18 protein-coding genes are annotated in these 15136 nt (G+C 61.2%); 13 read left to right on the top strand and 5 right to left on the bottom strand.

All coding sequences use genetic code 11. The features are described 5' to 3' along the window. Positions 1-296: 296 nt before the first annotated feature. The 6 genes from ACQCSW_RS20610 (at position 297) to ACQCSW_RS20585 (ending at position 4812) form a co-directional block, all read left to right on the top strand. Complete coding sequence (locus ACQCSW_RS20610; RefSeq protein ID WP_426990838.1) at positions 297-1322, top strand: DUF4192 domain-containing protein; 1026 nt, start codon at positions 297-299, stop codon at positions 1320-1322. A gap of 152 nt (positions 1323-1474) precedes the next feature. Beyond that, positions 1475-2635 (top strand): DNA polymerase III subunit beta, encoded by a 1161-nt coding sequence (gene dnaN, locus ACQCSW_RS20605; RefSeq protein WP_426990836.1) that lies wholly within the window; start codon positions 1475-1477, stop codon positions 2633-2635. A 73-nt stretch (positions 2636-2708) separates the two neighbouring features. Further along, positions 2709-3014 (top strand): hypothetical protein, encoded by a 306-nt coding sequence (locus tag ACQCSW_RS20600; protein ID WP_426990835.1) that lies wholly within the window; start codon positions 2709-2711, stop codon positions 3012-3014. A gap of 128 nt (positions 3015-3142) precedes the next feature. Next, complete coding sequence (dprA, locus tag ACQCSW_RS20595; RefSeq protein WP_426990833.1) at positions 3143-4054, top strand: DNA-processing protein DprA; 912 nt, start codon at positions 3143-3145, stop codon at positions 4052-4054. A gap of 106 nt (positions 4055-4160) precedes the next feature. Next, positions 4161-4370, top strand: coding sequence for a hypothetical protein (locus ACQCSW_RS20590; RefSeq protein WP_426990832.1), 210 nt, complete (start codon positions 4161-4163; stop codon positions 4368-4370). Between the two features lie 4 nt (positions 4371-4374). Further along, positions 4375-4812 carry a hypothetical protein gene (locus ACQCSW_RS20585; protein ID WP_426990831.1) on the top strand — a complete coding sequence of 146 codons (438 nt, stop codon included), beginning with the start codon at positions 4375-4377 and terminating at the stop codon, positions 4810-4812. A 90-nt stretch (positions 4813-4902) separates the two neighbouring features. Here ACQCSW_RS20585 and ACQCSW_RS20580 read toward each other — a convergent pair whose 3' ends face one another. From ACQCSW_RS20580 to ACQCSW_RS20565, 4 genes are all read right to left on the bottom strand, one after another. Further along, positions 4903-7461, bottom strand: coding sequence for a DEAD/DEAH box helicase (locus ACQCSW_RS20580; protein ID WP_426990829.1), 2559 nt, complete (start codon positions 7459-7461; stop codon positions 4903-4905). Then, entirely contained in the window at positions 7461-9590 is a 2130-nt protein-coding gene (locus tag ACQCSW_RS20575; protein ID WP_426990828.1) for a site-specific DNA-methyltransferase, read from the bottom strand. The genes ACQCSW_RS20580 and ACQCSW_RS20575 overlap by 1 nt, the downstream gene beginning before the upstream one ends. Before the next feature lie 115 nt (positions 9591-9705). Next, the gene (locus ACQCSW_RS20570) at positions 9706-10026 is read right to left on the bottom strand and encodes a hypothetical protein (protein ID WP_426990827.1); all 321 of its coding nucleotides are present in this window, start codon (positions 10024-10026) and stop codon (positions 9706-9708) included. Between the two features lie 120 nt (positions 10027-10146). Beyond that, positions 10147-10302, bottom strand: a complete 156-nt coding sequence (locus ACQCSW_RS20565) for a hypothetical protein (protein WP_426990826.1) — start codon at positions 10300-10302, stop codon at positions 10147-10149. Positions 10303-10589: 287 nt separating this feature from the next. Here ACQCSW_RS20565 and ACQCSW_RS20560 point away from each other — a divergent pair, with 287 nt between their 5' ends. The 7 genes from ACQCSW_RS20560 to ACQCSW_RS20530 all read left to right on the top strand — a co-directional run bounded on the left by ACQCSW_RS20560 (position 10590) and on the right by ACQCSW_RS20530 (position 14407). Further along, positions 10590-10934, top strand: a complete 345-nt coding sequence (locus tag ACQCSW_RS20560; RefSeq protein WP_426990825.1) for a hypothetical protein — start codon at positions 10590-10592, stop codon at positions 10932-10934. Positions 10935-10995: 61 nt separating this feature from the next. Beyond that, on the top strand, positions 10996-11388 hold the full coding sequence (locus tag ACQCSW_RS20555; RefSeq protein WP_426990824.1) for a hypothetical protein: 393 nt from the start codon (positions 10996-10998) through the stop codon (positions 11386-11388). A gap of 145 nt (positions 11389-11533) precedes the next feature. Then, positions 11534-12265 (top strand): GmrSD restriction endonuclease domain-containing protein, encoded by a 732-nt coding sequence (locus ACQCSW_RS20550; RefSeq protein ID WP_426990823.1) that lies wholly within the window; start codon positions 11534-11536, stop codon positions 12263-12265. A 30-nt stretch (positions 12266-12295) separates the two neighbouring features. Beyond that, entirely contained in the window at positions 12296-12502 is a 207-nt protein-coding gene (locus tag ACQCSW_RS20545) for a hypothetical protein (RefSeq protein WP_426990821.1), read from the top strand. 63 nt (positions 12503-12565) lie between these two features. Next, a complete protein-coding gene (locus ACQCSW_RS20540) occupies positions 12566-13189 on the top strand; it encodes a hypothetical protein (RefSeq protein WP_426990820.1) in 624 nt (207 codons plus the stop codon). A gap of 129 nt (positions 13190-13318) precedes the next feature. After that, on the top strand, positions 13319-14068 hold the full coding sequence (locus tag ACQCSW_RS20535) for a hypothetical protein (RefSeq protein ID WP_426990818.1): 750 nt from the start codon (positions 13319-13321) through the stop codon (positions 14066-14068). A 54-nt stretch (positions 14069-14122) separates the two neighbouring features. Then, complete coding sequence (locus tag ACQCSW_RS20530; RefSeq protein ID WP_426990817.1) at positions 14123-14407, top strand: DUF2314 domain-containing protein; 285 nt, start codon at positions 14123-14125, stop codon at positions 14405-14407. Positions 14408-14464: 57 nt separating this feature from the next. On the opposite strand, the gene ACQCSW_RS20525 is transcribed toward ACQCSW_RS20530, so the two are convergent. Then, the gene (locus ACQCSW_RS20525; RefSeq protein ID WP_426990816.1) at positions 14465-15073 is read right to left on the bottom strand and encodes a hypothetical protein; all 609 of its coding nucleotides are present in this window, start codon (positions 15071-15073) and stop codon (positions 14465-14467) included. Positions 15074-15136 lie beyond the last annotated feature (63 nt).

Genomic DNA, 15136 nt, shown 5'->3' with positions numbered 1-15136 from the left:
GGGATGGGCTGCGCCCATCCCACCCGACTGACCGGCAGGCCGGTCAGGCAGGACAGGAGGTGACTCGGTGCTGCGCACCTCGTGGCCCTGTAGGGCCGTAGACAAGCGGCTGCGCCTCTTGTGGCCGGCCTTTGGCCTTGGCCTCCTCCTTGGTCCTGGTGTGCTCTCCTGGCTGATTTTGGGCTTCCTGTACCCGCTCTTGCGTTATCTGTCTGTTATCGAAAGTGGGTTGACAGCTATTTGTGATCCGGATATATTTGTTATGTCAGATCAAGTTAAAAGAAAGGTTCATTCAAATGACCTCCTCACTTACGGTGAAAAGCTCTGCCGACCTCCTGGCTTTCGTGCCCACCCAGCTCGGCTTCTGGCCGGCTAATTCCCTCGTTCTCATGTCTGTCCAGGGCAAGCACCTCGGGGCCATGCTCCGCACGGATCTCCCCTCTGCAGGGGGTGACATCCTGGCCTTTGCGCGCACTATTGCGGAGATGATCTCGGCCGATAAGGATGCCACCCGGTATGTGGTGGCCCTGTACTCCGATGAGAGCCCCGATGGTGCTTACGATCCCCACTTCCGCACCCTCATGAATTCCCTTGCACTTGCGCTCCCCCACGAACTCGCTGGGGTCTTTTTGGTTCAGTCCGAACGGGTCTTCGCCCTGGACAGTGACGAAACCTTCCCGGTCTCTGACATCAAGGGCAGCCCTATGGCTTTGGAGCTTGCTTTCCGCGGCCACGGTTACGCGCAGACTTCAGAGGTCAACATCCCCCCGGCTCCGCCAGCTTCAGACCGGGAAACCGAAACGTACTCCGCACTATTGGACGCATTCCGGAGTGCACCCCCTCTCGAGGCGCAGGAGCTCGTGCGTAACATGTGGCGGGACAACCTCCAGCAGGAGACCTTGAGCCTAAGCCAGCTTAAAGGCATGCTCTCGACTCTTCAGGACAAGCAGTTCCGCGATATCGCCATCGGCAACACCTCCAGCCCTGGCCCCATCCCCGTAGAGGATGAAGCCACTCTCTGCCACTACCTCATGGGGTCAGTAGCCGTACCCCCTGACTGGAAGCGGATCGATGCTGCGGAGCAGGTCCTAAGGGAGCTTCTAACAATCGCTCCCAACCCGTACAGGCCAGCACCACTCTGCGCACTCGCCATGACCCAATGGAAGAAGGGGCGGGCATCCCGCGCTGATTCTTACATCAAGGCAGCACTGGACATCGATCCCACATACAGGCTGGCCGTGCTACTGGCAGAACTGTTCAGCCGAAGCATGATCTGCGATTGGGCGAAAGATAAGGCCACCGCCTACACCGGCCCTAACTAGAAGTAGGCGCTCCTGCCACCAAAGGCAGGAGCGCCTAACCACGGCATCAAAAAGCGTCCGGTATGGAGATTTCCTGACGAAAGCGGGTTGACATGTGGTGGTCGGGGCGGTAGATTATGTATGTCAGATCAAGTTATACGAAAGGTTCACAAATGACTACTTCAACACTGGATAAGACCTTCATTCCCACCATCGCCGTGGCCACCGGTACCGAATGGCTGGCGGCGATCGCCGCAGTATCCCCAGCCGTCCCGGCTCGGCCGGCCGTGCCCGTTCTGTCCTTCGTGAAGGTATTCACTGAGGGCTCCACGCTCTACCTGCAGGGATTCGACTGGGAGGTATCCGCCACCACCCAAGTGGCGGGAGACTCCGCACCGGTCGAGCCGTTCCTGGTCCCGTACAAGTGGCTCACCACCACACTGAAATCCCTGCTGGGCAAAGACAAGAGTCCATTGGTTGGCCTGGGAGTCGAGTCCGGCAAGGTGGTGCTTCGGTGCGCTGGCTACGAGATCCCGGTCGACGGCGCCCCTGTCCTTGAGTACCCCGCGGTGCCGGCCACCGGCCGGGTCTTCGCTGAGGTGGACTCCGCCACGCTCAAGCCGGCCATGGCCCGGGTTGCGAGCACCGCATCCACGGACTGCACGCTGCCCATCCTGACTGGGCTGCAGGTGGACGCAAACGGGTCCGGCCTGGACATCTGCGCCACCGACCGATACCGCCTCGCCTACGACCATGTTTCAGCTTCGGTGCAGCACAACCGAAAGTTCCTGATCGGCGCCAAGACCTGGGCCGCGGTGGCTAAGAACCTGGCAGGCGGGGGGCTGATGTTCACCGACATTCCCGCGAACGAATACGCCATCGGCATCATCACCGGAAAGACCGTCTACACAGTGATGGAAATCCGCGGCGACTACCCGAAAATCCGGAGCCTCATCGGCGCCGGCCACTCGACCGTGGTGGAGCTGGACCGAGCCAAGCTACTGGCGATCACGACGGTCGCAGCGAAACTGACCGAGCGCAACCTCCCCGTCCGGCTGACCATCACTTCCGCTGGCGCCATGGTTGTAGCCGACCCGGATGCAAAGTCACCGCTCGCTGCAGTGAACTGGGTGGCCGGTTCTCACTCCGACGGCTGGGTTGTCGCATTCAATCCTTCCTACCTGCTTGATGCGATCAAGGCGTTTACAACGGACATGATCCGCTTCTCCCAGCAGTCCCTGCCAAAGCCGGCCGTATTCACCGAGGCCGGGGTGGATGCTGAGGACAACGAAGCGTTCCGCCACATGATCATGCCCGTCCGGCTGCCCGCCTGATGCCTGCCCGCTCCTGCCCACAAGGCAGGAGCGGTAATCCACACTTTGAATGCCACCACCGAAAGGGACCATCGTGACGCGCTTCAGCCAAGTGCACACAGCATCCTTGGACGCCGAAAGCAGCACCCGGAAATTCGCTGCAGCAACAAAACGCCGGCGCAACCAGGGCAGCCCGCAGCCAGACGAGTTTCCCCTCAACGCCTACAACCTGGGACGCAGCCTCAAGCACCTCCATGAGGCACTCGCCTACCTGATTGACGAACATGGCACTCTGACCCAGGAGAGAGCGGGAATCCCCGTAGACGGCCTACAAGCCGCTGCCAGGCACCTTTCCGCAGCCATTGGCGAACTCCCGGACGCGATGCCTGAGGTCAGCTAGCCCTTCTGTCCCCGCGGCCACGCCTTGCGTCCCAAGTGGAACATTCCTGATGAAACTAGGTTGACAGGGGCCCTTCTGGGGCATATATTTATATATGTCAGATCAAGTTATCAGGAAGGTTCATTCCAATGAATGAAGACCGCATCGCCCGCGCAGCCCTCACCCGCCTCTTCGAACCCGCTGACAAGGTGGGCCACGCACTCGTTGCCAGACTCGGCGCGTATGCAGCGTTGAGGTTCGCCACCGGGGCCCAACCGGCCCACACCGTCCCTGGCATCACGGCCGACGAGCTGGCCGAAGCCCTGCGCCGCTGGGCACCGCGCATCCACGATCTGGCACCGGAAAAAGACCTCGCCGCCATCGAACGCCTGGGCGGGGGATTCCTCACACCGGATGATGAGCACTGGCCCGCAGCCTTGAACGACCTCCCGGACGCCCCGCCAGGGCTCTGGTACAGGGGAAACCTGACCGGCGGGATCCCCGGCCCCAGCCGGAGCGTGGCCCTCGTCGGCTCACGCGACTGCACCAGCTACGGCGCATCCGTCACCGGAGACCTGGCCTACACTCTGGCGCAGCGCGGAATCTGTGTCATCTCCGGCCTCGCCTACGGAATCGATGCCCACGCCCACCGGGCCGCGCTGGCCGGAAGCCAGGGCGAAGGCCCCGTGACCATCGCGGTACTGGCCGGAGGCCTTGACCGTGACTACCCGTCCGGGAACGCCGACCTCGCGGCCGCGATCCGCGCCAACGGGCTGACGCTCTCGGAGCTGCCCCCGACATCAGCGCCGACCAGGATGCGCTTGCTGGCCAGGAACAGGATCATCGCCGCCCTTGCCGGGGTGACCTGTGTTGTGGAAGCTCGCTGGCGCTCCGGTGCCCTGAATACCGCCCACCACGCCGAAACCATCGCCCGCCACGTTGCAGCGGTCCCCGGAAGCATCCACAGCGCGAACTCCGCAGGATGCCACCGACTCCTGAAGGAAGGCAACGCGGTACTGGTCTCCGACGCGGCCGAAATCACCGAACTGCTCGCCAGCTAAAACCCCGGGGGAGCCGGCGGTAGCCGGCTTCCCCGAAAGTAGGTTGACAACCCGCCTCTTTGACGATAGATTATATATGTCAGATCAAGTTAAGGAGAGGTTGAAGATGGCTTTTGCACCCACCGCAGACCAGGCAAAGTACCTCCAGGATTCCCGCGACGCGGCCGCGGCCGCGCACCAGGGGCATTACCCCGACTATCCGTTCGGAACGTACACCCACGAGGCTTACCTCGATACAAACTTCAATGAGTACTTCTGCAAGCACTGCGAGGATTTCATGGGCTACGGCCCCCTCCACCCTCTGGCTGGAGGCTAAGCCCATGGCCAAGACCAAAGCGGGCACGAGCCCCGCCAGAACCAACAGGGAAGGATTCCCGGTCGTGCCGTGCTACCGCTGTGGCGGCACGGGCGAATTTTCCTTCAACCAGGTTGACGGCAAACGCTGTTACGGGTGCAACGGCACAGGCTGGGCTATCAAACGAGGCAAGACGACAAAGGCCTGGAAGGCCTATCAGGCCGCTCTTGAAGCGGCCAGGACGGTCGCCTGGAAGGATGTCCAGCCCGGCGACGTCGTAGAAATCCAGCTCCGCCGGTTCGGCAAGGTTCTGACCAAGCAGGAAGATCCGCTCAACCTGGGCAACCTGATTTTCACCTTCGAAAACAACACCACCCGGCTCGGCACGCCAGGGCATTTCACGACGACCTTGCGCGATGCTGGCAACCTTCCGGACCCCGCCGAATTCACCAGGGACCTCTAGGCGGCTGCTGCCATCACAAGCAGACTGACAGGCCGTTGGGCACAGAAAAGCGGGGCCGGATGAAAGCCGCATCTGGGTTTCATTCCAACATCAGTACTCCACGGAAGAATGGCGGTATGCGAAGTCCGCGTCGATCGCGTCCAGCACGCTCTTCCTCACCGTGGGCAACGTGAGGTCGAGGACTCGCAGCTCACCGTCAATCCTCGAAATCGATTCGATGCGATGGAAGTTCTCGCCGTACACCTCTGCGAATCGCGCCAGCCCCCGGAGCTTAGACAGTGCGTCAGGTAGCCACGAGCCGTGCGGATCTACGATGTTGACTCTCACACCGTCAAGACCGTCGACGAAGAACAGGAAGTCAGGCCGGAGGGTCCGCCAGACTCCGTGTGCGTCCTGGTAAGAGATGCTCATAGAGTCGCGGCCGGCTGTAGGGTTGCGATACCACGCAAGCAGGTCGCCGCGTTGAATCTCGGTGTCGAGCACGTGGACCTCATCAGGGTTGAGCTTCCCGACGGGGAACATGCCATCTTCGTCTGAGAGTAGGTGGAGTGGTCGCTGGTCAAGCATTTGGATGGCGTCGCCGACCGCCCGGCGAGTCTCCTCCTGGCGGTTCTTCGGCAGTGCCATCGAGATCAGTTGCGGGTCGGTGCTCATGGCGGTGATTTCGGCGTACAAGCTTTGACGAGACTCGGGCAGCGTCTTGATCGCCACCCGGTGCGTGCTTAACCATTCGGACGAGAGTGAGTTAGCCGCAGCATCGAGCGCCGGCCGCGTCTGCGGCAGCATCGCGAGCCCGGCCACACGCACGTGTGCGTTACGGAGTACATCCTCGTCATCAGCATCTGCCGCGAGGTGATTCACGTAGGTGCGCGCGATGTCGGGGGTCACCGTACGCGAGCCATGTCGGTACGCTTCCTGGATGGCTCGGTCGTCAGCGACCTCGGTCCACGTTTCGTCTGCCCGTAGACCGTAGCGCGCGTGCCCGCGCACAGTGCCGCCGGCCACCGTCAGCACATCCGTCTCGGCCTTTCCCAGCTCCTCGGGATACTGGGCGGCCAGCCCGTTGAAGACTCCATGGAGGCGGCCGTGGGCAACCTGACCAGCCTCTGGCACCATGCCGTCCGCCGCAAGCGCGTGTGCGAGAGAGGTCAGTCGCTTGATCGGGTTGGCGTGCTTGCGCGGCAAAGTCTCAGCGGGAAGCTCGGTGAACAGCGTCCACACCGAATCCGGAACGCGGTCATTGGGAGTCATCAGCTGTGGATCGATCAAAACACGTTGACCAGTTCCAGTCCCTGTTTCTGTGGAGTCGTTGCCCATGATCTGTTCGAGCACGCGGCTGGCGGTGGCCTTGTTGAACCGTGGCAGGATGCACTCGACGCTGTTCAAAAGGTCGTCGCCCTCGACACGACGCGCAAGTGGTGTGCGGATCATACGGCCTAGCAACTGGGTGATGTGCGTCTCATCGACGGCCGGACGGAACGACACCATCACCTCTGCACGCGGGCAGTCCCATCCAGTGCTGATGGCGTCCTTTGCGAGCAGCACGCGGATATAGGTTGCGTCCTGGACCCGCTCGGGAGAGATGTACGGAACACTATGCGCACCGAACGTCTGGGCAGTGTGGTCGCCAAAGACGTGAGCGAAAGCGTCAGAGCCGACCTCGGGCCACTCATTCAATATGACGTCGATGGCTGAGGCCACCTCTGTCGGCGACGGCTTGTTCGGCACCTGGAGCACCAAGAGCGGCTCGACTAGCTCTGGCTCGTTCTGGGCAGCAGAATACTCCGCCCACGCCGACGACAGTTGCTTTACCTTGCGGACGCCCCGGCGCAGGAGAACGGTGTTGAAGTCTCCGGTCTCGGCGGGGAAGTCGAGGACGATGTCGTCTTTGAGGAGCCCCGACTCCTGAATACGCACAGGATCCACTGTGATGGTCCGGAGGTGGACTCGATTGTCCACCTCCGCAGCGCTCATTGCCTCCTCGAACCGCCTAACTGTCGCGGAGATGCCCCAAACGATCGGAACGGGAGGAACAGAGCCGTGACCGTTGATCAGACGCTTCACGATTGTGGGCGTGTCTGACGAAGCACGCCGCCCCATACCGCGGTGGGCCTCATCGAGCACCATGTACAGCGTGGTGCCTTCGTCCTCAATAGTGTTCCGCAGTGTGTCCCAGAACGTGAACGGCACGGTATCTGGGTTCGACTCCAGGCCGGGCAAAACACCATCGGCATCGTGGCCCCGAACCAACAGGCTGTTCCGCGACAGTTTCGAGGTATTGAGGAAGTACACATGACCAGGCCGGAGCTTCCGATACCGGAACGGGTGCTCGACCGTGACGAGACGATTGCGGAGTCTGTCAGAAGCTTGCTCCAGACGGTACCGCGTCTGCTGGTTCAATGAAGGATCGTCGCTGAACCACAGCACGACCGCATCCGGATCGGGAACAGTATTGAAGTCCTCGCTGCCCCAGAAAAGAGCCTCGATGACTCCCGCGGCCATCACGGTCTTGCCGGCACCAGTAGTGGCTGTGAGCGCTACTGACGAGACCCGCTTGCGTGGGCCATGGTAGAACTCGCGTGCGTCGGTCAGCTCCGCCAGGGTGTCCCCGACGGCGTCCACTTGATAGTCCTTAAGCGTGAAGCGCATCAGAAGTCACCGCTGCTTTCGCAGTTCCGGAGGTAGTCCTCGTAAAGTCGAACGGGCTCAACACCAGGGATTTCGTTTGCGATCTGCTGATAGCGGCCTTCGTCGTCCGTAACGATGAAGGCGATCCGGACGTGTTCTTCCCGCCGGAGCGCCTCAATGAAGTCACTTGAGCGGTCTAGGTCCTTGATAACGCCGTAGGCCTCGGCCACGGCCCACCCGTTCGAGAGATCGTCGATGCACCTTCCCCGCGCGCCCGCACGCAGCCACAGCATCGGCGCAATGGCGCCGAACGCGCGGTCAGCACTGATCTGCCACGGGGACTCGTAGGTGAGCGTGAAAAAGGCGGCGTTCTCCTCGAAACCGTCGGCCATTGCAAACTCGTCGACGAACTTGTAGTCGCCCTTGATCGGCTCGCCATCTTGCGTAAGTCCGGTTACAGCGGCGAGGATTCTGGGCTTCGTGATGTAGTCGCAGATGCCCCACCGCTCCCACTCCGCGTCACCAGGGCGCAGCCTTTGCCGGCGTAGCCGCGTCTGTTCTTCGGCTGAAACCTCGTTGTTCGTCACCGAGATACACTGACGGCGACCGCCATCCTGCCGATTCAACCGCATCAGAGCGTGCGCAGTGGTGCCAGAGCCGGCGAAGAAGTCGAGCACGACTGCCTCTGGCTTGTCGCTCACAAAAAGCCGGAGTGCATCCTCGACCGCGTGGAGGCTCTTCGGAAAGGGGAACTTCCGACCGGGAAGGAATGCGGTGAGTAGCGTGGAACCGTACTCAGAGGCGTTGTGCGAAGGCGTCCGCCATTGGGTGAAAGGGACCTGGGCACGCGACTGTACACCGACTCTGGTCGCCACGATAGAGCCGTCCTCGGCTCGGCCGGTGATCTCGAATCCACCGGACAGCACTTCAGCATAAGCGCCATCGGAGAGGTAGTTAATCACGTACCCGTAAGCGGTCTTGCGTCCGGTTCGCACACGTCCCTGTGATAACCGGGACCGCAGTTCGTCAGGACCTATCTGCCATCGACCTTCTGACCCATTCCGGCGCAGAGGCAGAGTCGCGATCAGGCCGGCAACTTCAGGGGCTTCGTGCTTGTCAGCGCTGAGAGGTGCACCAACCTGCTGAATGCGGCCCGTGTCTGGGTCGACGTAGATGGGATAAAAGAGCCCTGGTCGATCCGTGCGAGCGGAGTTCGACCCGCGACGCATCATAGAGCTCCACCCGGGCTCGCCATTGCCTTCGCCCGCACCGGCCTCGACGTTGCCAAAGCTCCCTGCCGCCCATTCGGTGCCGAGTTCCAGCCTTTGAGGGGCCGCGGAACCAAGCATGACGAAGAAGATGTATTCATCAGATCGACGGAAAGAGTCGCCGCGCGACACTCCTTTGGGGTTGATAACGGTCGAGATCATCTGAATACGCGCATCGGTGAACGTTTGCTCCAGCAACAGCCCGAGCCGCAAGTATTCCTTTTCATCGATGGTCACGATTAGGACCGAGTTCTCAGGCTTCAAGAGGCGCTCCGCGAGCTTGAGCCGCCGCTCCATGAACGCCAACCACTTCGAGTGCCGGTAGAGGTCGTCGCCCTCGACGTAGTCGTTGTTGTACTTCCAGTCACGTGCGCCAGTGTTATAGGGCGGATCGATGTAGATCGCGTCAACTGAGCGTGCGTGGGTGAAGGTCAGCTGTTCCAACACGTGAAAGTTCTCACCGTTGATCACGGTGTGGAATGGCTTGTCATCGCCGCGCTCGACGGTGCCATCCGGGCGGAGGCCGGGATAGATCCAATCGCGGAACTCGGCGACCAAGATAAGGTCATCGACCTGCACTGTGCGAGTCTCCGCCTCGGAACTGTCGAGAAGCGAGATCTCGGCGGCGTCACCGATAACCTTGTCGACGCGCCAGAGCCGCTGGTCACCGCGAGCGGTTGATCCCCGGGGTGACAGAATCCGCACCCTACTTTCCTTGCGGATCTTGTGGCCTGCGAGCTCGACGGCTTCGGGGGCGTGCCTCTCGAAATTGAGCCCGAATGGCAGGCGCTTCTGCAAGGGCTGGATCTCGTCTTCCAAATCCTTGCCTAGCTGCGGGTCAAGCTGCTTGGCAGCGCGCAGAAGGTCCGTGAGCCGCGACATTCCCAATCCTTACTTTCACATGAGTGAGTTCGCGTCTCATGCAGACCGCGCGGAGCGAACCCGACTCCCACCCTACCCGCGTGGGCTAGCTGGGTCGGTCACCGCCGGGATCCCGCTAGAGCTTGTCGATCCAGGTGTCTTCTTCGCGGTTATCCCACGCCGATCCGGTGCCTGTTGGCTTGGCGCTACGCAGGCCCTCGATGCGCTGAAGAATCCGGCGGGCATCGACGGCCTTCAGCTCACGAATGCTCGCTACTTCACGGACGACGACTGATTCGATCAAAGCCTTGCGATCGTCCTGGCTAACCACCCCCGCGTTCTCAAACGCATCACGAATGGCTTGTATTTGCTCCGTTTTGATCGGAAGTGGAGCAAGAACGTTGGGAGACGGGGCAGGATCGTCGATCTCAAAGAGGGAGGAAGCTTCGTCATACACAGGTATCGATCATAATGCCATGCAAAACACCTACGGTGCTTGTGCCAGCATCGGACTGGAGAGCGGGGCCCGTTGGGGACCAGCATGTTCACTTTTAGGCCCTGATGCCCCGACGCCCGATCAGGAGTGCGGAAGCCCCAGGATTGTTCCCACCCAGTTCAAGAAGAAGATGGGCGCTGCCCCGCCGGCCGCCGTTGCAGCAGCAATCACGAATGCCTCAAAGGCGCGGGCGAGAAGCGGTCGGACGGGGCGTTCAGGCTCGTTAGCTGTACTCATGTACCGGAACATGCGTAGACCTGGCGATGTATGTGTGGGAAGGCTCAAGGATTCGCCACCGGGACATTCTGGCGGGACACTCCTGCCACTCGTTACGCGGCCGCCAGCGGCCATCTGGAGGCACCGATAGACCCCCGGGGCACCAAAGGCCCGGCCCAACATCCTGCCATCACCCGGGGCAGCCAGGCTTCCTCCCAAAACGGGCACGAGAACGGCGAAAGTGAGTTGACACCTTTAGTGATCTCACATATATTTATATATGTCAGATCAAGTTAAGGAGTTGCGAAATGTCTTCATCCCCCGCCACCCAGGGCATCTTCATCACAGGTCATCCCCTGACCGAAGCGGTCTACATCCCCAATCCCTCTCCCGACGAAGGCGACGAAGGTGAATGGCTGCTGGACATTCCACAGGCCGAAATCATCCTGGACGCCTGGGCCAGCGCCCCGGCCAAGGATGACGTCATTCGCAGCTGGGAGCGGTTCGAAATCGGCCTGCTGGTGACCGCCCTCGCCATGGAAGGCGAGATCAACATCTCCGGCTGGGAATCAGTCACCGGATCAGACGGCACCGACATCTACAGCACCGGAATGATGCCGTTCGACTTTGAAATTACCCCCGTCCACAACTAAGCGCAGCACGCGGGCCGGAACAACCAACCGGCCCGCACCCACCCCTCGAAAGGAAATGATTATGTCCTCAACCCCAGCCATCACACCCGGCGCGACCTGCAATGTCGGCAAAGGAAAGACCAGGTGGGAAGTGATCGCCACCGAAGCCAACGGCACGGTCCTTCATCTTTCGAAAGTTGGCGGCGACGGCTACACGAACAAATGGGCACGCCCCGAGGAAGTCACCAACGTCCTGGAATCCACACTCAGTGTCACTCTGGGGCAGGTCCTCTCCGCCAGGGAAAAGGCCTCGAAGGCAGCAACGCTGCTCTCGGACCAAATCCGTAGGCACGCGAAGCCGGAGAAGTTGACCGAGCTCCTCGGTACCAGCATCCAGCTCACGGAGACCTACACCTCCCTGTACAGGCAGCACCTGGCGGAATCAGGCACCGAGCCGGACGAAAGCCAGGACTAGGCCCCAGCCGGTTCGGCCTGCCCAGCGAAAGGTGGGCCGAACCCGGGCAGCCCAGTTCAAAAACCCTTCCTCGTGCGTCCGGTTCCGCGGACCGCGGCCACCTCTTGTTGGTGGATCACCCCCAAGTTTCCAAGGAGAGACGGCCATGACGCCCACTCAAAATCCCCAGCATCCCGGCCCCCACGGGGCTGTCCGTCTCTTTCGGGCCGGCCTCTGCCTGCTGGCAACCATCGCACTGGCCGGGTGCACCCTCACCTGGTCACCACCGGCACCGGAACAGGCACCACCCAGCGCAGCGGCAGGCGCCACCATCACCCCGCAGGCGGCCGCGGCCGCACTGGAAACACTCCAGACGCTGCGGATCCAGGGCCGGGCACCCAAAACCGGCTATGAACGGAAAGAGTTCCTCAACGGCTGGCCCAGCATCAAAGGCTGCGACCTCCGCAACCGGACCCTCGCCCGCGACCTGACCGACACCCAATTCAAGCCGGGAACCAACAACTGCGTCGTAATCTCCGGGATCCTCAACGATCCCTACACCGGACAATCCATCCCCTTCACCCGCGGCCAAGACACCAGCTCCGCCATCCAGATCGACCACGTCGTCAGCATCGGAGACAGCTGGCAAAAGGGTGCCCAGCAGTGGGACGACGACCGCAAGGAAGCCTTCGCCGCAGACCCCGAGAACCTCCTGGCGGTCGACGGTCCCGCCAACATGCAAAAGCAGGACTCAGACTTCGCTACCTGGCAGCCCCCCAACAAGAGCTTCCGCTGCCAGTACGCCGCCATCCAGGCCCACATCAAGGCCAAATGGCAACTGTGGGTCACACAGGCCGAACACGACGCCATGAAAAGCACCCTGACCGCCTGCGCCTAAGCCACGCCGCAACCCCTCGAAGGAGAGGCCATGCCAGTCCCTGAGAACCTGAAAATCGAAATCATGGCCCGCGCGCGCACCGCCCAGCAGAACGCCTCTCCCATGCAGCAACCACCATGGCTTGCCCGGCTCGTTGCCGACGTCGTACAGACGACCCTGGACCTGGTCGAGCCCCATCTCAACCACCCTCCGGAGCGGGAAGCAAACCCTACCGGCTCGGCCGCGAAAGTGGGTTGACAGCACTCTTCAAATCTTGATAGTTTATATATGTCAGATCAAGTTTATTGGAAGGTGTAGAGAATGAGTTGCTACGAATGGGAAACTGCCAGGATCACACTGCCGGCCGCATCGGTCGCCCCGCTCAAGCGGACGTTGTGCAATTACCTGAACACCACGCACTCCGAGGTCTACCAGTTGGCGCTGGAGCTGCATCGCCCCCTCGCCAAGCTCACGCCGGTCGAATACCGCAATCACCTGAGGAGCGCCGCTGAGCCGGGCGGTACCGATGCCCGGACCATGGCATTCGAATTACTGCGCCACAAGAGCCACCAGCTGGCCGTCCGGCGCCCTACCCATTCCGAGGTTGACCGCTGGGCGCCGCGGGTAACCAGCAGGAGCGTGAACTTCCCGGCGATGGACCTGCAGGGCTGCGAGGCCGCTGCCATTGAAATCGTGGGGCGGGAGCTGAACTGGAACGTCGAAGAGAACAATCACGCCGTCGAGAACGCACACGAAACTCCGCTGGCCCAGATCCTTTTCGCGGAACTGGGCCAGATGGAATGGCCGGAGGGTACCGGTGGATACGGCGTGGGCAATAACGAGTATCACGGCGACTCTGGCGGTCTGGGAGGTGGCGGCAACTACAAGACATTCGCCTATGGCCCGCTGGGAATATCGGAGGCCATGCCTCAGCTTCAGCACTGAACGCAGTGGGGCCGTCGAAAATGGCGGCCCCGCCCACCGGCCCCGGGTAAGGAGCGAAAGCCGGTTGACACCTTTCGATTGAGACGATAGATTATATATGTCAGATCAAGTTAAGAAAGAGGTAAGTCAATGCCCACAGCTGCCGTCGTATCAACCCTCTGGGTTTCCGAGTGGCTCACGGAGAACCTGCACCACCTGGAGCCAGCCGAGATCGTCACCCTCACTCACCAGCTCAATGCCGGACGGGATCTGCGGGACTTCGTCATCGAAGAGGCATTCCAGGCCCTGCACCTGCAGGCCTACGGCCACAGCGAACAGGACGCCTACCTATTTGAACGTGCGGTGGAGCGCCTGCAGGAAGCAGGGGACGCTGATCTGGCCGAGGCCTGCAAGCGCTATGTCCTCGCACTGAAGGAACGCGCAGCAGCCCACACCTCCACCAGCGCCGGTCCAACCGCGCTGCAGGGCACATCTAGGGGGCTGGCAGGCTTCACGGAGCTGAGTGGGACAACAACCGCCAACGAGCCGTCCGCCTTTGCCTTCCAGGCAGACCGTGCGATCACGGACGATGAAATGGCCCAGATGGCCGCCATTATCGGCTACGTCTACCGGGCCACCATTTGCGGAGAAACAATGGAACTGCCGGAGCGGATCAGCAGCTCAGCATTCAAGGTGGCCACCGACACCACCAAGAGCCGCCGGGACGACCTCTCCCAAGCCATGGAACAATTCCTGAACCTCCTCCCCACAACCCTCAAAGAGGGCTCCCCCATCCGCACCACCAGCCGACAAGGGCCCGGAACCCAAGGGACCCGACTGATTGACGGAATGGGCGAGCTGACACCCGCCCTGACCGTCTTCGCAAACGACATCATCTAAGCCAACACACAGGGTGGCGGGATATCAGCCCGCCATCCGGAAAGGCGCCCCGCCATGAACGCGACCCTGATCGATGGCTGCCAGCGCAACCACGAAAACCCCGACAGCTTTCCCATACCCGAGCCGGAAGCCAAAGAACTCATCCGCCCCGGCTCCTACGTGAAACTGATGTTCGCAACACCTTCCTGCGCAGAACGAATGTGGGTACTGACCACAGCCCGCAACGGCCCCAAGCTCAAAGGCACGCTCAGCAATGAACCCTTCCTGCTCTCCGACGAACTGGCTCTCGGTGACCATGTGACCTTCACGCTGGACAACGTCATAGACATCCAGAACTAGGCTGCCCAACAGTCCGCCTGCTTCAGTTCGCAAGATTCACCCATGGCACAAATAGCGTCAGCAGTACTCCGGACTGTAGGACGCACGCCTGATTGGTTCGACGGCAGCCTGCAGAATCAAGTCGCCAACGCACTGCGCGAACATCTGGGGGATCTCATCTTCAGGCCCAAACGCACCATCTTTCTGAGTGAGTTCTATGTCCAGCTTTTCCATGTCGAGTGCACCTGAGCGAATAAGTTCCCTGGCACGTTCCCTATCGGCCCAAATCGTGAGATGTGTTTCCGGGCAAGACCCGCGAGTGCTCAGATCCACCGAGTAGTCGATGCCGACAACGGACTGGCGTCCCCATTTGTCCAGGTACGCCTTGCCTCCGTTGCGGATAAGGCTCCCCATGGTCTCCAGTAAGGCGGCGCCGAATATCCCTGTCGATGGATCCGAGGGGCTGTATTCATCCACGACGAGACCCGCGGGCCGGCCGCCTGCCTCCTCAAGGTCAATCAGATCTCGCAGGAATTCAACCCGGCCGAAAACCCTTTCCCGCAAGACAGGAACAGTGAGCGGGCCGGTAGCTCTGATGACCGTATACCCATCCATCGGCGAACCTTCCACATCAACATGATCGGGAACTTCCTCGATAAAAAGGTTCTCAAAATTCGGCGCTGTCATCGGTTTTCCCTTCGCTATACCTTGGTGGCCTTCAGAGTAACCGTCAGGTGTGTCACTGATGCC

The sequence above is a fragment of the Pseudarthrobacter sp. Y6 genome, assembly GCF_050156205.1.
GTDB lineage: Bacteria > Actinomycetota > Actinomycetes > Actinomycetales > Micrococcaceae > Arthrobacter.
Note: the sequence above shows the minus strand (reverse complement) of the source record. Positions and strands in the feature narration are given on the sequence as shown.